Genomic DNA, 20,283 nt, shown 5'->3' on the forward strand with positions numbered 1-20,283 from the left:
ACGCTTTTACTGGGACGTGCCAGGGGTTAGCTTCCCACTCGCTTTCGAAGCCGTTCGATCTCCTCTTCGGTCCCAGCGACGACGAGGCGATCGGGTGGCGTGAACGACTCCCCCTCGCGCGTCGGACGCAGGCCGCCGTCGCGCTCGAGTGCAATCACGACGCAGCCGGTCTGTTGTCCGATCGTATCGCCCTCGAGTGACTCGTCGAGTGACGCAGTAATCTCGACGGTTCGGATCTGAAGTTGGTCGCTGAACGTCATCGTCTCGTACTCGAAGATTCGAAGCGCGAGCATACGACCGGCGACGTTCGACAGGCCGAGCGTGTAGTTCGCACCAGCATCGCGGAGCCGGACGACGTTTCCCGTTCGGGTAACGGCCGCGAGAATCTCGAGGTCTGGGTTGAGTTCGCGGGCGACCAACGTCGCGAGAAGCGTCGTGAGATCGTCACCGAGCGCGAGAATCAACGTTCCGGCGCCGGGGACGCCCGCTTCGAGCAGTCCGTCTTCCGTCGTCGCGTCGCCGACGACGTCGACGATTTCGTCGTCGTGGATATCGAGAACGGTGGTGTCGATACCGGAACGCGCGAGCGTGCCGATGACCGACGCGCCGACTGTCCCGGTTCCCGCGACGACGACCGGTTCGCGCTGCGGTCGGTACGACGACCCGCGTAGATCGGATTCGTCGGTAACGGACTCGAGCGTGTCCGGCGTCCCGGCGATCAGTAGAGTCGTGTTCTCGTCGACGTGCACGTCGGCCGGCAGGGACCGAAGGAAGTCGCCGCGCACCCACGCGCCGAGGATCGTCACGCCGACGGACTCGAGACGTCCGCAGTTCGAGAGTGGTTCCCCGTAGAACTCGCTAGTATCGTCGAGTGGGAATTCACGCAGGCGAAGGTCATCGTCGAACTCGGTAGTCGACGTAGCGGAGGTTTCAGCGGCGTCCTCGAGTTCGATGTCGACGACCGGTCTGACTTTGTCACCGAGTGCTTTTCCGAGCCGGTGTTTTGGTGAGAGCACTTCCTCGGCCCCGGCGTAGCGCAAGTACCGAGAATCCCCGGGATCGACGACGAGCGCGAGCACCCGCGGCTCCTCGTCGCGACGGCAGAGTTCGATGACCGAGCTGATGTGTTCGGTCTCCGAGGCGTCGACGACGACCGCTAACGCATCGTCGACCTGTGCGTCCTCGAGGGCCGCTGCCGACGCCGGATCACCGTGGAGGACGACGAGGCCGTCCTCGTGGAGCGACTGGGCGCGCTCTTCGTCGCCCTCGAGGACGACGTAGTCGGTCCCGCTCGTCCGGAGTTCGTCGACGAGTGACTCACAGAGTGGCGTGTATCCGACCACGACGACGTGGCCGTCGAGTTCCGCGACGTCCGACGGTGGCGTCGGTTCGACGAGCGTCTGGAGCCACGGCACGAAGAACAAGGGTACCGCCACGAAGATGTAGGCAATTCCGGTCGACTGAATAAGGACCATGAACGCCGTCATTTCGAGCGTTTCCCACGGTGCGTCCTGTCCGTACCCCGTCGTCGTCATGGACTGGATGACCACCTCGAGTGCGTGATACCACGACCGACTTTCGCCCTCGAGCGTCGCCATTCCCCACTGGTATCCGATCGCGTAGATGACTGTGAGCACGACGAACGAACCGGCGTAAACGACGAGTCGGTAGCTCAACCCCGTCACTGCTCTGTGTCGGCTGGTCCGCATCGACGCTCGTCGACCCGTTCGTCGCCGTTCGTGGGCACAGTACCGGCCATGAGATCCACCCCGTGTACGCGCCCCCAGAGTATCGTTCTTGGTGGGGCCTGTGCAAGGCACGCATCGAACACGAGGTAACGAGGCCGAGGTTTCGGCGGAGGCCGGGACGGGGTTCGAGCGGACTGGCATCGTCCGAACATGGGTGGTGAACACGTGGCGATTCAGCCGGAGGAGCCAACACACATTGGAACAATGATGATCCCTATCCGTCGCGTTATCTTCGATGATGAGTCAATCAGAACCGGTGACGAGGATCGTTGCAGTGTGTCGTTCCTGTGAATCGGTGTTCGTCTCCGAGCAACAGCCCGACGGGACGATCAGACCCATCGGCGTCTCCGAGGAATGCACCTGCGGAGACGGCGATTTCCGGCGGGTGGAGGCTCCGACCGAGAGCGATCCGTCGGAGGCAGGCGGCGCGGCGATTCCGCGACCATCGGATTGATCAACCACAGTTACTCGAGTCTTCTCGAGCAAGAACGCTATCGTTTTTGTGAAAAGCCTAACCACGGAGTGAGCCATCGATAGCCGGGGGTAGACACAGACCGACGAGTTCCTTACGCGAATATGGGTCGTATGGTTCGTCGCTTCACGTATCACGTCCACGTAACCCCGATCGCGCGGACTACCGTTCACCTGCTCTCGCGTTCCCACCGCAGTCGTTTCGCGTCCATCGTCTCTCGCCCCGCACGAACGTACTCGGCGTGATCAGCCGGCCACCGCCCGAACCCGTCTCCGAACTTGCCGGCCGTCGTCTCGGCGAGCAGTCGCTCGAGTACGTCGTTATCGCACTCGCCGTGTCGCTTTCGGACCTCGAGTTCGCGTTTGACCCGCGGACTGACCCATAGTTGTTCGGTTGGCGATCCCATATATCACACCTCGCGGCGAGACGATATCGCCTTTGTGCCCGGGTAGTCAGCCGTGTGAACGGTCTCGTGCGATGAAACGCTACCGACCGACCGGTGACTCGAATCACTATCGAGGTTGAGACGTTCTACCGAGGAGCCCGCATCCGATTATCTGGCGTGAATATCAGAACAAAATACATAAGCAGATTCCGAAGAAGCCATAGACATGACAGAACCACGTGCTGTCTCTGCTGATCGGATCGACGTCGACGACCTCGAGATTGCCCCCGAACGCGGCTGGAACGGACTGTATCTCGACGGCGAGTGGAACCCAGCGGGGGACCGAAACCCGATCGACGTCGAAAATCCCGCGACGCAGGAGACGCTGACTACGGTCCCCGCTGCGACCGAAGCCGACGTCGACGAGGCGTACGCCATCGCCGACGATGCCCAATCGGAGTGGGCCGACTATCCCCCGCAGGAACGCGCCGCCATCGTCTCCGAAGCCTCCCGACTCCTAAGCGAGTACGCCGACGACCTCGCGACGCTGTTCGCCCTCGAGTGTGGCGGCGTGCAGTTGAAAACCGGCTTCGAGATCCAACTCGCACAGGGGACGATGGACGTCGGTGCCGGGCTGGCCATGCGCGACGGCGGCCGACGCAAGGAATCGGTCACGCCGGGCAAGGAGAACTTCCTCGTTCGCGAGCCAGCGGGCGTCGTCGGCGTCATCACGCCGTGGAACTTCCCGCTGTACCTCTCGAGTCGCGTCGTTGCCCCCGCTCTCGCATTGGGCAACAGCGTCGTCCTCAAACCCGACGAACACACCCCCATCACGGGTGGGCTCGTGCTCGCGAAGATCTTCGAAGAGGCCGGGCTCCCCGACGGCGTCTTGAACGTCGTCCCCGGCAACGGCCACGAAATCGGCGACCACTTCTCCGGCCATTCGGTTCCCTCGGTGATGTCCTTTACCGGTTCATCCGAAGTCGGCCGCGGCGTCGGCCAGCGCGCCGTCGGCGCGTTCACGGAGCCCGCACTGGAACTCGGCGGAAACAACGCCCACATCGTCCTTGAGGATGCCGATCTCGAGCGAGCGATCGACGCCGGCGCGTTCGGCTCGTTCACCCACCAGGGCCAGGAGTGCATCTCGATCAACCGCCACCTCGTCCACGAATCGCTCTACGACGAGTACGTCGCTGGCCTCGCCGAGCGTGCCGAACAGCTCCCCATCGGTCACCCACTCGAGGAGGGATCCCTCGTCGGCCCGGTCATCAACGAGAGCCAGCGGGACAAGATCGTCGGCTACGTCGAGGAGTCGATCGAACGCGGTGCGACAGCAGAAGCCGGTGGCGACCACGACGGCCTGTTCGTCGAGCCCACGGTGCTTTCGGGGGTCACCAGTGACATGCCGGTAGCGTGCAACGAGCATTTCGGACCGGTCGCACCGGTAATCCCCTTCGAATCGGACGAGGAGGCAATCCGCCTGGCCAACGAGACCGAGTACGGGCTGTCAGGTTCGGTTCACTCGAGCGACGTCGCTCGCGCCCGAGACGTCGCCGACGCCCTCGAGACCGGAATGGTCCACATCAACGACCAGCCGTTGAACGACGAGCCCCACGTTGCATTCGGCGGCGTCGGCGCGTCGGGCATGGGCCGGTACAACGATGAGTGGATTATGGACACCCTGACGACGTTGAAGTGGATCTCCGTTCAGCGCGAGCCTCGCGAGTATCCGTACTGAGTCGGCCCAATCGTGAAGAAGCCAAATCGGTTGTCACACGAAGCGCCGTCGCTCGAAGCGGGTTAGATCCACTCGACGCGATACGTACAGCGCTGGTCGTCGTCTTCTCGACACTGTTCTCCGATCTCCTCTACGTCGACGTGGTTGTCCGTGAACTTCTCCGCGACGCCCATGATGAGTCCCTTGTCGAATTCACAGGGATACGGCGTCTCACAGGTCATGATTCCCTCACTCGAGCCGTCCATCTCGAACTCGTAGAAGCCGATTTCGTCACCGCGGTGGTTCTGTTGATAGGCTCGATCGATCGCGTGCAACGCGTTCTCGACCTCGGTGAGTTCCGGCGGGAATTCGACGTGCTCGGGGACGTTTTGACCCATGTTGCGCATTCTGACACCACCGTACTCGTCTCGCATATCGTACAGCATTGCGAGCGGGATCGCGAGCGAATACCACTCCTCGGGCTCGATTTCCTCGAGTCCGTACTCCGAGAGTTTGTGTGTCACCTGTTTTCCGACGTACGATGATACCGACTCGCCCGCTTCGACGTACGACTGTGGGCTTCGACCGATCACTTCCGCACCCTCGAGCGAGCCGTCGAACCCCATTCGGGTATCGACTGCCGACAACACGTCGTTCGATTCAGATTCGTCGTCTGAACGTCCGACGAGCGACTTTATCCACGATGTAGAGATGAGAACCGTATTGATCATTGCCATACTGATTGCAGCGTGTAACCGACACAACAAATAAGTTCTCGTTAGTGTCACCCGATCTGTTATTGCGTAGTTACGACGGCGTTACCGGAGAGGGTTCGCTGTCCGATGGGCCAACGATACTAATGATCGTCAATGAGGGCACTGAAATACAGTAATTCACCGGCGTGAACGGTTGGGTCCGATTCGTGGTGTCGGATTGGGGCGATTCTGCGTATCGTGTGAGGACGGTTCTGCTTAGGACGAGTCCGCGTACTTCCACGCGAGTCCACGAGTGCTCGACGGCGGGGCGAGCGGACTCGAGGGGAGATCATCGCTCGGTTCCGGTTCGTTGTACCCCTTCGGCGCGATGTCGTTCGGCGACTCCGGATAGAACAGCGACGCGATGGCGTGGAGGTGTTCACGTCCGACGCCGAGTTCGAACTGGCCGCCACCGTACATCCGTATCCCGTTGTTCTCACAGTACTCGAGCGTGTCGAACAGCGCTCGAAGCGAGCCGAAGCGCGACGGCTTGATATTGAGCCACGTCGGCTCCCACGGAAGGTCCTCGATGGTCTCGACGCTCCGGATCGGGTAGTCCCACGTCACGCTGTCCTCGTGATCCTCGAACAACGGTCGCGTCTCGTCGGTCAACGCCGGATCCTCGATGAGTGCCTCCGGGAAGCCGTCGATGACGCGCTCGTAAAGCGCCGGATCGGCCGGCTGATCGACGGTCGTCCCGTGGTATTGGCCCTTGAGGTCGAGCACGCGAACGGCGTCGGTTTCGGCCAGCCGGGAGACGGTGCCGTCCGTCCACTCCGACGTCGGATCGAGTTTGAACTCGAGAGTTGGATCTTGCTCGAGCCACTCGAGGATTCGATCTCCCGTCGGCGGCTCGTCCAGACGGGTGCTCACGACGAACCTGACGGGACGGTACTCCCGACCGAGACGCTCGGCGAGCGTCGTTTCGGCTTGTTTCAACGCGAGGTCGAGCGCGGCGCTTTCGAACGCCCACCGTCGGTAGTTTCGAAAGATCGATTGGTCCGGTTCGGTGCCGGGAAACAACTCCTGTGTCGACAACTGAGTCGAGAACTCCTCGAGCGTGTACTGGCCGTTCAGGGAGAACTCCTCGGGCGCGTTTTGCAACGCGTTGTGGTCCTCGTTGTCGTACGTAACGTCTTCACCGGTTCCGGTCTCGTCGCCGCCGTGCAACGCGACGGTGGTCGTCACGCGGTCGAAGCCACTCGACGTCGCTCGCTCGTGGCGGTGGAGGTCGTACCCATCGATATCGACGCTGAGCCCAGAAACGTCGTCGTAAAGCATACTCTGTCGGTAGTACGTCACCCAGTCACTTATACCAAAACGGGGGCTACGGCGCGATCAAATCTCGCTTTTACTCCGCGATCCGTGATCGAGTGTTTCGTGGACCTCGAGGGGGTCGAATATCGTGAAAACATGGGCGCTGCAGGCGCACGTTCACGGGAGGAACGATTCGACCTTTCGGACCCAACACATCCGATATCGAGCACCGATATTGGGGCTCCAAACGTGGTTCGCACCACAAAGAGCGATGAGTCTCGAACCAATCGATCCAAAAACTGCGCTAGAACTGTACCTCGCTGACCGCGATACCGAAGTGTCGAAAGCGACGCTGTACTCTCACAGCTCGCGACTCGGCCACTTCGATCGCTGGTGTGATGCTGAGGAAATTGCCAATTTAAACGAGCTATCGGGGCGGACACTCCATGAGTACCGCTTGTGACGTCGTTGCGAGGGAAGTCTCGCATCTGCTACGGAAAAAATCTCGAAAAGAAATGTTTTAGAATCGAAAAACTGGTGCTAGAAGCACGGTCTAGTGGTTCCCGGGCCATACTACAACTGAGCAAAACGAAGTGAATTGAGGCCGTGTTTCTATCCAACATATCGGACATCAATTAGCCATTTGTTTATTTCTGCGCTCCATGTCTGGGATTGCTCCATTAAAATATTCTTCAACAATTTCCTCGGCTTTTTCTACCCCAAGGGGCGTGATTTTCGCCTTCCCGTCGTCATAGTGTACCTGTCTAGATTTCTTCATACTTCCGAGATTACTCTTTACACTATGCCCGTTCGATCCAACAATCCACTCTGTCAGTTTCTCAGCAGCAACTTCAGTCCCGAGAGCATACAGATGCACTAACAGTTCCTCTTGTAGACCGAGTTCACGATGCATCACCAAACGATTTCCATTGTAGCTATCGATATATGGTGTCATCGGGGCGGCAAGTTGCTCAATGATTTCTGCCACATTATCGAGATGGTCCTCGTCACTGTAGACTCGCAACATCTCGGCTAACATCCATGTGCAGAGACGGACTGCTGTCTGCGTATCAGAGTGGTTAACTTCGACCTCTAGATTCACGTGGACCGAGTCGCGATTATTCCGGAGATCATAAGCAACTCGCATTGTCCGTGGAATGGTTGTGTAGACCTCATAATCCAGTCCGTTCTTTGGGAAATTACCGTTGAGAATGCTGTCTAAAAAATTCCCGACTCCAATGTAGGGATCAACTCCCTCACCAGTTTCGGCCCGGATGATGTTCGCGAGGTTCTCACAGAAATTACCCACATGAGCGCCCGCTTCCACGTAGTTTTCATTTGCTAAGTGGAACCGCATATCACGATAATGCTCAATAAGGTCGTTGACAGACTCTTCATGGAGGTCCGCATCAAGCAACTCACCGCGGACAAACTTTACACTCATTCTTGAGATCCCTCGATACGAGAAAGGGCTTTAGGAAGATTATCGGGTACAATTTTCCATTCATCGCTCTCATCATCTTTCTCGACAATAAGGTCATCATCAAGCTTATTCATATAGGAACGAACAGTACTCTCGTCAACATCGACTCTCGCGTAAAAGTAGCTGTAGGGGAGAGAAGGTGCGTCGGCCTTTCCACCTTCATATGCGTATCGCTGTCCAATGAGATAGATCAAAACTAGCTCTCGCCAAGGTGCATTGTCGAAGTCTGATTTAGGATCAATCATTCCATCCTCGAAAATACGGAACAACTGATTCGACTCCTCAAAGTATTCCTCAAGAATCGATTCAGCATCAACGACCATCTCCTCGTTGATCCGGTCTTCAAGACTCATTATCCAATACCTCCTCAACCTTTTCAATGCCGGACTTCGTGAGCTGGCGAATCGTCGTTTGACCGTCTTTCCCTTTCCGCATTACCCAGCCCTTGTCCTCGCAGCTCGCAAGTGCGTCGCTCATATTCGCAGGGGGGCTGAAGCGACACTGTTCATATCCTGTTCGGATATCTTTCACCGTAAACGTCTCTTGGTCTTTATAAGCTTCCAAATAATAAGCGATGGCTGTCGCACGTTCGGAATGATTGCTTGGGCCAAACTCTTGTACGAACGTCGAGAGGTCCATCGACCGCGAGATAGTCTGTTGCTCTCCTTCCATTTTAGATTCCAGAACTGCAACCCTTTCCTTTAAGCCTTCTAACTCTTGTTTAATTTCTTTTCCAGCCATAGATTAGTCCTCTGCAAGATATTCTTTCGCCTGCTCAACCTTCACCGAGGGAATCATGTAGTCTCCATCGTCATCACTGACGATTCCGTCGTCGGTGAGTTCGCGAACTGCCGGATAGATTGTTCCTGTCTTGACACCAGTCATCTCGTTGATTTCCGCTGGAGGAAGCCACTCCTCCTCAACCATATCCAATTCGAAACGAGCTTTCTGGGCAAGAAGAGCAACTACAATCTTCTTTTTCGAAATTAGGTCGTTATACCTCTCATTTGGAATGAGATCACCGCTATCTTTTCCAATTTTCACGTACTTGCTGACGGTTCCTGCTAAAAGTTCCTTGTTTAGCTTCTCCTCATCTACGAGAAGGTCCTCAAGTGAAGTCTGGTTTGACATTCAAGTATACTTTAATCATTGGTTTATTAAAAACTTTCTTGTTTCTGGACTATCACCACCTATCTCACCACGGTTTATATACTGACTATGAATACCTCGGAAAGGATAGAGACAGACCAAGGACCAAGTTTAATTTAGTTTCAGGTCTGTTTTCGTTACATCGATACCTTTCTCTGCCAAATACTGAGTACTCTCTCGACCCCAGTCTTCTTCACCAGAACCTTTCGTGAGCAAAATGTATACTTGTGACTCACCGTACGGACGCATCGTTCGCCCCGCTCTTTGGCCGGTCTGTGCCCGAGAAGAGCCCCGAGTCGACGCTAAAATAGCAACTTCAGCATCTGGGAGATCGATACCTTCATCCCCGATTCTCGAAACAATAAGTACATCAATATCCCCATTTCGGAACTCCTCGTATCTACGCTCTCGCTCGTCATGCGAGGTTTCCCCACAAATGAACGGAACACTAAGCTCTGAGGACAATTGTTCTCCTTGTTCGATCCAGTCCACAAAGACTAAGATCTTCTCCGATTCATGACGATGAATTAGTCGCTTGATGGCTTCGCGCTTTGCCGGGTTTTTCGCAGCTTCAATGAGCTGTTGGTTTCCCTCGGCACGCTTGTATCGTTCACGAGCCTGCTCGGAACCCCACGGGGTCATTAGAACGTCTACTTTTGGTTTCGAAACCCATCCATCTGTGAAAAGATTACCCCAGTCAGATCCAACTGGTGGTCCAATAAGTGTGTAAATCTGCTTCGCGTCGCCGCTCTCGCGGATTGGTGTTGCACTAAGTCCAAGCCGTGATTTTGACTGAATTTCTCGGAATCTCTTCCAAGTACTCGCAACAGCATGGTGGCACTCGTCCGCGACAATGAGTCCCCATTTCCGTTCATTGAATAGCTTCCGGTGTCGACTCATCGCCGCTGTGTCGTAGGTTGCAACGGTCACCGGTCGGATTTGCTTTTCATTGCCGTGATACTGCCCAATCTCATATGGACTCAAGTTTGTCTTCTCGATGAGCTCATCCTTCCACTGACGAGCAAGGTCCTGCGTAGGAACCAAAATGAGTGTTTCACCTTTGATCTCAGCCATCACAGCGATCGCAGCGACTGTTTTTCCGGAGCCAGAAGGACCGACGAACACACCGGATTTCCGGTCCGTGAAATGGCTGAGCCACTCTTCTTGGTAGTCACGGAGTGTGAGGTCGTCATCCAATTCGATAGAAAGTGTCTTCCCCTCTTCGAGGTGACGGTTGTCGATAACTGGATAGCCCTCTTCGTATAGTCGCTCCTTGACATCCGCCTCAGCCTCATTACGGACGCGGAGATCAGTGTCTGAGAGGAACTCCGTGTAATGTTTATTGTGCTTCAGCTTTCGCTTCGCTACATCCTCGAAAACTCCTGCGTTGTCTGCCTGAAGAACAGTATACTTGTGCCCATTCTCATCGGTTTCTGTTCGCAGTTGGAACTGGTGAGCACGAGTCCAATCATTTTTGATGCGACTCTCAAATCCTTTATCCCACTTATCACCAAAAACCTCTTGGAGATCATTCCGTAATACGTTGAACTCATTATAAGGCGTACTCCAGATATCTTCCTTACTAACTTTATAGAGGTATGAATTTGCGGTTGAGTCAACTAGGTGGGCAGTCTGGGAAAGAATACTTCGAGTATTCTTAGTAGGATGATCAACAGCGATCTCTCGACGACTTGGGAAGAATAACACGCGTTCGTCTAAACTATTATTGTCTGTTTTTGCTGGCGAAGTATCTTTCTCGTTGGTAGGTTGCCTCGATACAATTTCTTCCGAGAATTGTGATGCTACACGCTGCATCTCCATCGGGAAGTAGACCATCGCGCCACCACCTACCTGTCGCCGATCTAGAACCCCTTCGTGAAATTTTCCTTTAAGATATTGACGTGCGCGCTCTCGGGAACATCCCACCAACTCTGCGATCCATCGGGAGGTTACCACAGGAGATTCCTTGAGTACCTCGTTTACCGCGGTCTTGAAATCATCTGACTGAAATCCTCGACTTGGTTTAGATTCACTCATAACTATGTTACTATGTTAGCGCAAACATCAACCTGTACAGTCATATTGCGCCGGCGCAACTATAATCTTTCGGACTGTGAACAACTTTTGAAATTTTTTATGGCTTATTTAGCATTAGATTCCAATAGAGCTTTCAGATATTTTTTAGCCTCTCTTTTTCCCGGCCCTTTGAGGCTAACCTTAGCTGATCTCCCTTTTCCAGTTTGAAACAGACTGTCATCCCAAGCACGGTATAGATTACCATCTGAAATTCCGGCGAATGTGAGCAATTCTTTAAATTCTGCTGTTTCAATTTCTTCCTCATCATAGCACTCTTCGAGTACGGTTAAAATGATGAATGCTGCATGACGCTGCCTCTCAGGTACACTACTTCCTAGTTGCTCGCTATTGGCCATTAATTGTGGGCGCTCTTCCCCGAATGGGTCGACAAAAACGATTTCATTAATTGCCTCTATAGTCACATCGAACTTCCGAGCAAGGCTTTTGAGAGATGAGCCATCGTCTTTCGACTGCTCTTGCTGACCGTCATTGTTTGACCACTCTGTTGCGCTAAGTTCAGTCTGACTGCTCCCATTCTGAACAGTTAGATCCAATCCTTTGAACGCCTCATTATTTTCTTCAAGGAAATCAATAACCTCTAAAAGGTTTTGTTGTACCTCTTCCCTTTCATCACTGGATAGCTCAATTTCTAGTGTGCCGTAATCTACAGTTGCAGTTATTTCCATGTTCAAATGTAATTCTATAACAAGACCTCATATCTGTTGGGGAAAACCAATAGTCAATGTGAACAACCTGAATAGATTCTCTTTCAAAAAATCCACAGAACTTCTTACGTGGGAATAAATCCATCAGTATATATTCTCTAACACCCTGTTTGGATATACGCGAACCGCAAGAGGACTCCAACCCCCGTTACGCGACATAACGAAATCAACTTCGTGAGTGTGCGTCCCCTTATAAAGGATGTGCTGCCGTCTGTCGGATTTGAATCGTCCGGAAAACGAATGGGCGCTGCATGATTTGAACCACGGTCGCAGCGTAGCTGCTCCCTGATTCAAATCCTTCGCGGACATGATTTGCTCCTCACGTCCGTTCGTCGCAAAATCATGGGCGCTGCAGGATTTGAACCCGCGACGGTTTGGTCCGAAGCCAAGCACTCTGTCCAGACTGAGCTAAGCGCCCTCACTTGAGCAATTTCCGTCGACCCCGTATAAGTCGCTCGGTTTGCAACCATTTCGACAGGGGCCACCATACCATCCAAATTGTGCGGTGCTTCTCACTCGATGAAAACGACCGAGGGTGGTCTTTGTCGTCGGGTTCTACGACCAAGTACGTATGACGGTGAACGAGGCTACGGGTCCCGACGATGGTCGCTCGCAGGACGTACCACTCGAGTTGCTCACCGAAGACGAAGAGAGCTGGACTGCCGTCCCCGCCGATGCGTCCGGCGACGACAGGGTGAGCAAGTGGCTCTCGATCGATGGTGATGCACTCTGTGATCTCGAGGCGTGGCGATAGCGCCCGCACTCTCTTCTCATCGCGCACTGAGAGCGAATTCCGTCGCACCCGAGCGCCGCTCCTGTCAGTACACCTGTGAGGAGTCGCGGCGGCATATCGTACCGTTTAACCACGCCCGCTGACCAGTGCTGGCAATGACAGCGGGAGAGACGGTTCGTGGGTTACTCGAGTTAACGCGGCCGGTGAACGTCGTCGCGGCCAGCGTGTTGACGTTCATCGGGGCGTTCGTCGCCGGCAGCGTGAGCGAGTACCCGTTTGCAGTGGCCGCTGCGGTGGCGGCGACTGGGCTGGCCGTCGGTGCGGGCAACGCGATCAACGATTACTTCGACCGAGAGATCGATCGAATCAATCAGCCCGGACGAGCGATTCCCCGCGGTGCGGTGTCGCCACGCGGTGCGCTCGTATTCAGTCTCGTGCTCTTCGGGGCTGCGGTCGCGCTCGCGCTCGTGCTTCCACGGCTGGCGATTGCGATTGCGGCGATCAACCTCGCCGCGTTGGTCGCGTACACGGAGGTGTTCAAGGGCCTCCCCGGAGTCGGGAACGCGTTGGTCGCCTATCTCGTCGGGAGCACGTTCCTCTTCGGGGCGGCAGCGGTCGGCGAGTTAGGGCCAGCCGTGGTCCTCTTTTTGCTCGCAGCGATTGCCACGTTGACTCGAGAGATCATCAAGGATGTCGAGGATATCGAGGGCGATCGAGAGGAGGGGCTGAACACGCTTCCGATCGCTATCGGTGAGCGACGAGCACTGTTGGTCGCAACGGGATTGCTGCTCGTGGGCGTTGCTGCGAGTCCATTCCCCTATTTCCTCGGGGAATTCGGCGCTGCGTATCTGGCGCTCGTCGTTCCGGCCGTCGCGATTATGTGCTACGCGACCTACGAAAGTTTCGACGATCCAACGGCTGGACAAGAACACCTCAAGTACGGGACGTTTCTCGCTGCTGTCGCATTTATCGTTGGTCGAGGCGTGATCGTCTTCCCGGCGTAACTAGCGAATGACCCGTTGTGACAAACGACGTCTTGCTGTTCGACTACCATCACTATCGATCGTTACTGTTCGACCAAAAACAATATAACCTCGCTTGAACATTTGACTGGCAGACGGTATCATCGTCAGCGTTCGATTGCTGGCCGGTACAACGGTTGATGGATGTGAAATTAGGTATGCATGGTCTCGCCGATAGCCTCCCAGAGAAAGGCTTCCAACCAGGGACAAACGTGCTCGTTGCTGGCCCCCCGATGACGGGGAAACGAACCCTCGCGTTCGATATCCTCGCAAACGGTGTCGATCGAGGTGGTGGCTCGATCGTCGTCTCGACCGAAGACGACGCGACGACGGTACTCGAGGCGATCGACGAGTCGGTCGACGACCTCCAGACGGCCCCCAAATCTTCCGGCGCGGACGCGGCTGTCGCGGAGGCAGCGACCACCGCGACTGGCTCGAGTGGGGGTCGCGAGTCGACGGCCGGTTCCCGGGCCGGCGGTCCCGTCGGTGTCGTCGACTGCGTCACGAAACAACGCGGGGTCGGAACCGTTGAGGACGATCCGCGAGTGAAGTACGCGTCTTCGCCAGTCGACATGACTGGTATCGGAATCAGCCTCTCGGCGTTTCTCGAGGAGTTCTACGAGGGCCGGGGCGTGACCGAGAACCGGGTGCTCCTCCACTCCGTGTCGACGCTGTTGTTGTATTCGAATCTCCAGACCGTGTTTCGATTTTTGCACGTCTTTACGGGACGGGTTCAGAGTGCCGATGCGACCGGTATCTACGTCATCGATTCGACGGCCCACGACGGCCAGACGATGAACACGCTCAAACAGCTCTTCGACGCTGTCATCGAACTCGAGGACGGTGAAGACGGCACTCCGAACATCACCACGGCCGGCTTTTCGTCCTGATCGGGCAGCCCTGTGTCGACCCCGAAAGGTTTCGTCGTCGAACGCGTACGCTCGCGTATGCCACTCGACACACCAGCGGAACTCGAGGATGTGCTCGACGCCGAGACGATCGCCGTCGTGGGCTGTTCGAGCACCCCCGGAAAAGCAGCTCACGACGTGCCGAAGTACCTGCTCGAGCAGGGGTACGACGTCATCCCGGTCAACCCCTTCGCGGACGAGATTTTCGGTCGGTCGGTTCCCGACACGCTCGCCGATGTCGACGACGAAATCGACGTCGTTTGTGTCTTCCGACCGAGCGAGGAAGTCGGTGAGATCGTCGACGCCGCACTCGAGCGCGAGGACGTCGACGTCGTTTGGACCCAACAGGGGATTCGCGACGACGACGCTGCGGCCCGCGTCGAAGCCGATGGTCGAGCCGTCGTCCAGGATCGCTGTATGAAAGTCGAACATCGGCGACTCGTCGCGTGAGTAGTGTGAGTCGCGTGAGTCGCGTAGCGGAGTGTCGGAAGGTCAGGATGGAGAAACGCTAGCTAACCAGGAGACAAAAACAGAGGAATTGCTCACTCAGACGGTGCGTCGACGTTTTCGACGGGTTCGTCGGTTCCGGTCTCAGCCTCGGTTTCGGCCTCCGTGTTCTCGTCGTCCTCGAGTTCGGCTTCGTCGATTGCGGCTTCGGCTAAAATTTCCTCGCCGTCGATACCCTGTTCCTCGGCGAGTGCGAGCAACAGCGCGCGCTGTTCGGTCAGTTGGTGGTCGATCTTCTCGACCGTTTGGTGCGTGTCGTCGACTTCCTCCTCGAGGCCGATGATACGTTGTTGAAGCTCCTGTACTTGCTTGTACATCGCTTCGGCGCGGTCCGACAGACCCTGAATCTTTTTCGCAGTGCTGCCAAGTCCCATATGCAGCTACTGTGTCGGGGAGCTAATGGGCTTTTTCCTCTGTCTCTCGATTGGCAATCAACGGCTCACGACGGGTCACTCGCTCGAGGCCGGTTTCCGGCGCTCGAACGCCGACTCGAGGAACGTCGCACACGTCGTGTTGAACGCCGCTGGTCGATCCTGGTTGACGAGGTGTCCCGAGTCGGGAATCTCGACTCGCTCGCCGCGGGGAAGGCCCGCGACGAGCCGTCGGCCCTGGCGTTTGACCAGCGGTGCCTCACTCCCGCCGTGGACGACGAGCGTTGGCGTGTCGACGGAGAGGTCGGGCGGGTTGTAGCGATAGAGCGCGTCGAAGATTTTCCGAAATTCGGCTTCGTCGATGTCGTCGACGGCCGCGATTGCGTCGCGTCTGATTTCGGGGTTGACGGAGAGCCAGTCGCCGCCGGTCGCCGCGCGAATCGAACCGCACATCGATCGAAACGTCGCCGTGGAGCCACTCAGCGCGACCGACGCTGCGATTGCTGGCGTGGGTGAAAAGAGCGCCTTCGTCGAGTTGGGCACCTCGAGTGGCGGCATCGAGCGAACGGCGCCCGCGAGGATCGCACCCGCAACGTCGTTCGGGTGTCGGTTCAGAAACTCTTGAACGACCATCGACCCCAGCGAGAGCCCACAGAGCACCGGCTGCTCGAGATCGAGGTCGTTGAGCAGTCGCTCGAGGTCGTCTGTGAAGCGTTCGATCGAGTAGCGCTCCGAGTCGGTGGCACCCGTGTTGCCGTGGCCGCGAACGTCGAGCGTGAGAATCTGGTATTCGTCTGCGAAACGGTCGACCTGCGGGGCCCAGGCCCGGGCGTTCGACCAGCCGCCGTGGATGAACACCAGCGGGCGACCCGTTCCCTGCAGTTCGTACCAGAGGTGACCGTCCTCGAGTGCAAGTTCCGCCATTGTCACGTCGACCACGCCGAGGGGCATAGCTCGCCGGGTTGCACGCACCGACAGCGGCGGCAGTCGTCTCGAGTGAAATGACCTGGAAGAACCGAGAAACGAGACGACGAAACGAATCGAGGGTTACTGATCCTGCTCGGAGCCGCGCCAGCGCTCCCAGAACGACTCGAACTCGTCGTCGTCTTCGGTGATCTGCTCCCAGGCGGCGAGTCCGCGTTCCTCCCGGCTTCCTGGAATCGTGTTGTCGAGCAAGAGCGCGGCGAGTCCCCCGATGGCCATCCCCGTCGAGCCGATGATGTACACCGTGTCGACGACGGCCTCGCCGGCGGTCTCGAGCCAGCCCGGTTGCCCGGCGAGAGCGGCTTCGACGCCGACCTCGTCTCGGAACGCGAGCGTGGTCTCGAAATTGCCCATGTACGCCGGCATCGCCATCCCGATGAAGAGGGCGAAACCGATGATGAAGACGTTTCGCGAGGACTCGAGGTCGACGTGTTTGAGGTTGCCAATTCCGACGGCGACGATCTGGGCGAACATGGCGATGAAGAGGCCGCCGATGATCGGGTCGGGAATCGTCGCGACGAGTTGGCCGAAGTAGCCGACGAATCCGAAGACGAGCATGACGACGGCACCGATCTGGACGACGTACCGGGAGGCGACGCCGGTCAGCCCGATCGCGCCGACGTTCTCCGAGTAGGAGGTCGATCCGCCGGTTCCCATCACGCCCGAAAAGATGTTCATCAGCCCCTCCATCCCGATACCGTGGTTGATCCGTTGCTCGCTGGGTGCGCCGTTTCCGGTCATGTTCGCGACGGCGTAGTAGTCGCCGATGCTCTCGACGATCGACGCGAGCACGCCCGCGAACATCCCGATGATGAAAGCCGTCGTGAACTCGGGCATCCCCCACTGGAAGGGGTAAATCGGCATGAGCAGCGCCGTATCCGTCACATCACCGAGTGGGACGTGTCCCGGGTGGTCGCTTCCGAGCACGTTCGTAACCGAGAGGCCCGCCGCCGTGATCCACGCGATTCCGATACCCAGAATAACCGGATACAGCCGGAACGCCTTGTGTTTGAGCTCGAGGTACTGCGAGAACAACAGGATGAGACCGAGGGTCAGCCCGAGCAACAGCCAGCTTTGGTCCATCTGGGTGATCTGATCGGCGTCGAACAACGAGAGACCGATCAGGGCAATCGTCGGCGCGACGACGACGGGAGAGAGGTAGTTTCGGAGCTTCCCGACGAGGCCGAAATACCCCATCGCGACCTGCACGGTCGCGGCGACGATAATCGCGCCCTGTAGCTGCAGTAACGCGGCCTGCCAGTCGTCTCCGCCGCCGACCCCGCCAGCGGTGACCACGGCGATGATCGCGATCGCCGGTGCGAGCATCGAGAACGGTGCGCCCTGCACGATCGGATACCGGTTCCCGAACGTCGTCTGTGCCAGCGTCGCGATCCCACTCACGACGAAGAAGGTGCCGATAAACTGCGCCGTTACGTCGGCCGGCATCCCCATCTCATCCGCGAGAATGAGCGGGACGGCGATATTCGCCCCGACCATCGTCAGATAGTGTTGAATGCCGAGCACCGTCGATTCACCGACTGGCGGTTTGTCGTCGATGCCGTACTCGATATCGTCGCTGACCTCGCGGTCGTCCCCGCTATCAGCGTCCCTGTCCACCGAAGTATCCCCCGCGTCAGTCATCTCGTCGGATAACGGAACAGCGGGGTCAAATGAATGTTGATCCGGATTCGGCGCACACAACCACGACACTGCATCCGCTCTTTCTCACCTCGAGTCGTCCGATACGGCTCGATCCGCGGCCTCGCGGACTGCCTCGACAGACAGCGACTCGAGGGGGACCAACTCACCGCCGGCCTCGCTCGCGACCAGTTTCGAGAGCCCCGCTCGAGAGTCGTCGCCGGCATCGACGACGAGTACAGTCACGTCGTCGCCAGCGAGCCCGCGTGCGGCCCGCCGAGTCGCCTCGGTCGGACTGCCGTCAGCGACGTTCGCCCGGCCATCCGTCACGCACACGACGACCGAGGCGTCCGTCTCCGCGCGCTCGAGGACCCGCCTCGAGGTCTCGAGACCCGCCGGGAGCGGCGTCCGATCGCCCGATGGCAACTCCTTCAGGTGGCGCGCGGCGAGCGAGACGCTGTCGGTCGGGGGCAACAGTACTTCGCTCTTCTCGCCAGCGAAGGCGACGAACGCGACCTGATCGCGCTGTTCGTAACTCTCGCGAAGTAACTCGAGGACGACGCCCTTCGCCGTGCGCATCGCGGGTCGCATCGAGGCGCTCGCGTCGACGGCGAAGACGATGGTCACCGACGTCTCGCCGGCGCGAACGGACTGGCGGAGATCCTGCTCGCCGACTCGGGACTCGCCGCGCGCCGCGGCGGTGCGAACCGACGCAGCCGCGTCGATAGGGCCGTCATCCGACGCGGGTTCGGTTCGGACGCGTGCGCCGCGGTTTCCGACGCTGGGCGTCGTGCTCGCTCGCGTGCCGCCGCCGTCGGAGACGTTTCGACTCGCCGTGGCGGACGACTCGAGGTCGGGTGCTCGTGCATCCCCGACTGCCGAGACGGCTCCGCGCTGCTGGCCGGGAACGAGTGGTTGGGCTTCCTCGTCCTCGTTTTCGTCGCCATCGTCGTCCCCCTCGGTCCCCTCCTCGCTACGTTCGCCGGTATCGCCAGCGTCTGACCCTTTCCCGCCTGAGTCGTCAGACCCAGAACGCGTTCCATCACCGCTGCCCGCCTCGGCGGGTCGGGGACCGCGACCGTCCGAGTCGCTCGATTCGTTCGGACGATTGGAGTCGGAGTCGTCCGCTCCGGAATCGCCGTCACTACCCTCGCTTGAGTCGCGTGAGCCGTCGTCACTCCCGTCGCCATCTGTCTCGTCGCGTTCCCCCTCACCACCGGACTCGGATTTCGGTTCATCTCCCTCGCCGCCTTCGCTGCACTCGTCGCGTTCGTCGCGCTCGCCCTCCGCGTCTCCATCGCCGGGCGACTCCTCGTCGAATCGATCCTCGAGCAGGTCCTCGAGATCGGGTTCGTCCTCGAAGGGGGTGCTCCGGAGACGGTGGGGAAGGGTGTAGCTCGCCGCTTCGTAGATGTCGGGCTCGATGACCGTCGTTCGCCCCTCGAGTGCGGCGAGGGTCATCGCCGTTCTGGCCGTCGCGACGTCCCCGCGGTGGCCGTCGACGCCGGCCTCGAGGCAGAGTCGTGCGATTTCCTCCTTGAAATCGGTAGGGAGGGAAACGCTCGAGAGACGCTCGCGAGCCGCGGCGAGTTGCTCGCGGAGGGCCGCCGTCTCGTCCGCGAACTCGGTTTCGGCGGAGGGGGCGTCGTCGGCCTCGAGCGCGCGGTCGATGATCTCGACGCGGTCGTCGACCTCCCGACAGCCCTCGACGGTGGCCTGGAGAGCGAAACGATCCCGCAACTGGGGTCGGAGGTCGCCCTCCTCGGGATTCATCGTCCCAATGAGGGTGAAGCTGGCGGGGTGAGAAACGCTGATTCCGTCCCGTTCGACGGTGTTGACTCCGCTCGCGGCCGAGTCGAGGATGACGTCCACGAGGTGATCGTCCAGCAGGTTGACCTCGTCGACGTAGAGAATCCCGCGGTGAGCGCGCGCGAGCAACCCGGGATCGAAGTCGGCCTCGCCGGCGAGGGCGTCTTCGACCGAGAGGGTGCCGACGACGCGGTCTCGAGTCGCCCCCAGCGGAAGCGTCACGAGGGGGACGGGTCGCGTCTCGACCGGCAACTCGTCGGGGGTGCGGTTCCGGCACGACTCGCACTGTAGACTCGAGTCCGCGGGGGCACAGCCGTAGGGACAGTCCGCGACGACTCGCTGGTCCGGAAGGAGGTCTACAACGCCACGAACGGCGGTCGACTTTGCGGTTCCTTTCTCGCCGACGATGAGTGCACCATCGAGGCTGTCGTTCGCCGCGACGGCGAGCAACGCGCGTTTCAACTCCGCCTGTCCGACGATCGCCGGAAAGGGGAGTGACGACAGGTTTTTGTCGCCAGCGTCTGCAACCATACTTGAGCTAATA

The 20,283-nt window shown here is 58.3% G+C and carries 20 protein-coding genes, 1 tRNA gene and 1 pseudogene; 7 read left to right on the top strand and 15 right to left on the bottom strand.

What is annotated here, in order from left to right; all coding sequences use genetic code 11:
- Positions 1-26 precede the first annotated feature (26 nt).
- Positions 27-1,709, bottom strand: coding sequence for a potassium channel family protein (locus BB347_RS03280; RefSeq protein ID WP_076578425.1), 1,683 nt, complete (start codon positions 1,707-1,709; stop codon positions 27-29).
- Positions 1,710-1,983: 274 nt separating this feature from the next.
- Here BB347_RS03280 and BB347_RS03285 point away from each other — a divergent pair, with 274 nt between their 5' ends.
- A complete protein-coding gene (locus BB347_RS03285; protein WP_236995984.1) occupies positions 1,984-2,202 on the top strand; it encodes a hypothetical protein in 219 nt (72 codons plus the stop codon).
- A gap of 187 nt (positions 2,203-2,389) precedes the next feature.
- Here BB347_RS03285 and BB347_RS03290 read toward each other — a convergent pair whose 3' ends face one another.
- Positions 2,390-2,626 (bottom strand): hypothetical protein, encoded by a 237-nt coding sequence (locus BB347_RS03290; protein WP_076578421.1) that lies wholly within the window; start codon positions 2,624-2,626, stop codon positions 2,390-2,392.
- Positions 2,627-2,831: 205 nt separating this feature from the next.
- On the opposite strand from BB347_RS03290, the gene BB347_RS03295 reads away from it, so the two are divergent.
- A complete protein-coding gene (locus BB347_RS03295) occupies positions 2,832-4,343 on the top strand; it encodes an aldehyde dehydrogenase family protein (RefSeq protein WP_076578419.1) in 1,512 nt (503 codons plus the stop codon).
- A 62-nt stretch (positions 4,344-4,405) separates the two neighbouring features.
- Here the strand turns inward: BB347_RS03295 and BB347_RS03300 are convergent, their stop codons facing one another.
- The gene (locus BB347_RS03300; protein WP_076578417.1) at positions 4,406-5,059 is read right to left on the bottom strand and encodes a hypothetical protein; all 654 of its coding nucleotides are present in this window, start codon (positions 5,057-5,059) and stop codon (positions 4,406-4,408) included.
- 234 nt (positions 5,060-5,293) lie between these two features.
- Complete coding sequence (locus BB347_RS03305; RefSeq protein WP_076578415.1) at positions 5,294-6,358, bottom strand: enolase-like domain-containing protein; 1,065 nt, start codon at positions 6,356-6,358, stop codon at positions 5,294-5,296.
- Between the two features lie 247 nt (positions 6,359-6,605).
- On the opposite strand from BB347_RS03305, the pseudogene BB347_RS19915 reads away from it, so the two are divergent.
- Positions 6,606-6,794 (top strand): annotated as a pseudogene (locus tag BB347_RS19915) (tyrosine-type recombinase/integrase); the annotation flags it as partial.
- Positions 6,795-6,965: 171 nt separating this feature from the next.
- Here the strand turns inward: BB347_RS19915 and BB347_RS03315 are convergent.
- The 7 genes from BB347_RS03315 to BB347_RS03345 all read right to left on the bottom strand — a co-directional run bounded on the left by BB347_RS03315 (position 6,966) and on the right by BB347_RS03345 (position 12,185).
- Entirely contained in the window at positions 6,966-7,778 is an 813-nt protein-coding gene (locus BB347_RS03315) for a hypothetical protein (protein ID WP_076578413.1), read from the bottom strand.
- Entirely contained in the window at positions 7,775-8,170 is a 396-nt protein-coding gene (locus BB347_RS03320) for a hypothetical protein (protein ID WP_076578411.1), read from the bottom strand. The genes BB347_RS03315 and BB347_RS03320 overlap by 4 nt, the downstream gene beginning before the upstream one ends.
- A complete protein-coding gene (locus BB347_RS03325; protein WP_076578409.1) occupies positions 8,160-8,558 on the bottom strand; it encodes a hypothetical protein in 399 nt (132 codons plus the stop codon). Before BB347_RS03325 ends, BB347_RS03320 begins: the two co-directional genes overlap by 11 nt.
- Positions 8,559-8,561: 3 nt before the next feature.
- On the bottom strand, positions 8,562-8,948 hold the full coding sequence (locus BB347_RS03330; protein WP_076578407.1) for a hypothetical protein: 387 nt from the start codon (positions 8,946-8,948) through the stop codon (positions 8,562-8,564).
- A 129-nt stretch (positions 8,949-9,077) separates the two neighbouring features.
- Positions 9,078-11,003, bottom strand: a complete 1,926-nt coding sequence (locus BB347_RS03335; RefSeq protein WP_076578405.1) for a DEAD/DEAH box helicase — start codon at positions 11,001-11,003, stop codon at positions 9,078-9,080.
- A gap of 104 nt (positions 11,004-11,107) precedes the next feature.
- Positions 11,108-11,728 carry a hypothetical protein gene (locus BB347_RS03340; RefSeq protein WP_076578403.1) on the bottom strand — a complete coding sequence of 207 codons (621 nt, stop codon included), beginning with the start codon at positions 11,726-11,728 and terminating at the stop codon, positions 11,108-11,110.
- A 382-nt stretch (positions 11,729-12,110) separates the two neighbouring features.
- Positions 12,111-12,185 (bottom strand) — tRNA-Arg (locus BB347_RS03345).
- A 153-nt stretch (positions 12,186-12,338) separates the two neighbouring features.
- Between BB347_RS03345 and BB347_RS03350 the strand changes: the two genes are divergently transcribed.
- The 4 genes from BB347_RS03350 to BB347_RS03365 all read left to right on the top strand — a co-directional run bounded on the left by BB347_RS03350 (position 12,339) and on the right by BB347_RS03365 (position 14,880).
- A complete protein-coding gene (locus BB347_RS03350; RefSeq protein ID WP_076580133.1) occupies positions 12,339-12,521 on the top strand; it encodes a DUF7511 domain-containing protein in 183 nt (60 codons plus the stop codon).
- 134 nt (positions 12,522-12,655) lie between these two features.
- The gene (locus BB347_RS03355; protein ID WP_076578401.1) at positions 12,656-13,504 is read left to right on the top strand and encodes a geranylgeranylglycerol-phosphate geranylgeranyltransferase; all 849 of its coding nucleotides are present in this window, start codon (positions 12,656-12,658) and stop codon (positions 13,502-13,504) included.
- Positions 13,505-13,680: 176 nt separating this feature from the next.
- Positions 13,681-14,412: an RAD55 family ATPase gene (locus BB347_RS03360; RefSeq protein ID WP_076578400.1), complete on the top strand. Its 732-nt coding sequence runs from the start codon at positions 13,681-13,683 to the stop codon at positions 14,410-14,412.
- A 57-nt stretch (positions 14,413-14,469) separates the two neighbouring features.
- Positions 14,470-14,880 carry a CoA-binding protein gene (locus tag BB347_RS03365; RefSeq protein WP_076578398.1) on the top strand — a complete coding sequence of 137 codons (411 nt, stop codon included), beginning with the start codon at positions 14,470-14,472 and terminating at the stop codon, positions 14,878-14,880.
- Positions 14,881-14,972: 92 nt separating this feature from the next.
- On the opposite strand, the gene BB347_RS03370 is transcribed toward BB347_RS03365, so the two are convergent.
- From BB347_RS03370 to BB347_RS03385, 4 genes are all read right to left on the bottom strand, one after another.
- Positions 14,973-15,311: a DUF5798 family protein gene (locus tag BB347_RS03370; RefSeq protein ID WP_076578396.1), complete on the bottom strand. Its 339-nt coding sequence runs from the start codon at positions 15,309-15,311 to the stop codon at positions 14,973-14,975.
- A gap of 75 nt (positions 15,312-15,386) precedes the next feature.
- Complete coding sequence (locus BB347_RS03375; protein ID WP_076580131.1) at positions 15,387-16,232, bottom strand: alpha/beta fold hydrolase; 846 nt, start codon at positions 16,230-16,232, stop codon at positions 15,387-15,389.
- Between the two features lie 123 nt (positions 16,233-16,355).
- The gene (locus BB347_RS03380) at positions 16,356-17,933 is read right to left on the bottom strand and encodes a uracil-xanthine permease family protein (protein ID WP_076578395.1); all 1,578 of its coding nucleotides are present in this window, start codon (positions 17,931-17,933) and stop codon (positions 16,356-16,358) included.
- Positions 17,934-18,017: 84 nt separating this feature from the next.
- Positions 18,018-20,270 (bottom strand): VWA domain-containing protein, encoded by a 2,253-nt coding sequence (locus tag BB347_RS03385; RefSeq protein WP_076578393.1) that lies wholly within the window; start codon positions 20,268-20,270, stop codon positions 18,018-18,020.
- Between the last annotated feature and the right edge of the window lie 13 nt (positions 20,271-20,283).

Origin of the sequence: Natronorubrum daqingense, assembly GCF_001971705.1 — an archaeon.
GTDB classification, from domain to species: Archaea; Halobacteriota; Halobacteria; order Halobacteriales; family Natrialbaceae; genus Natronorubrum; species Natronorubrum daqingense.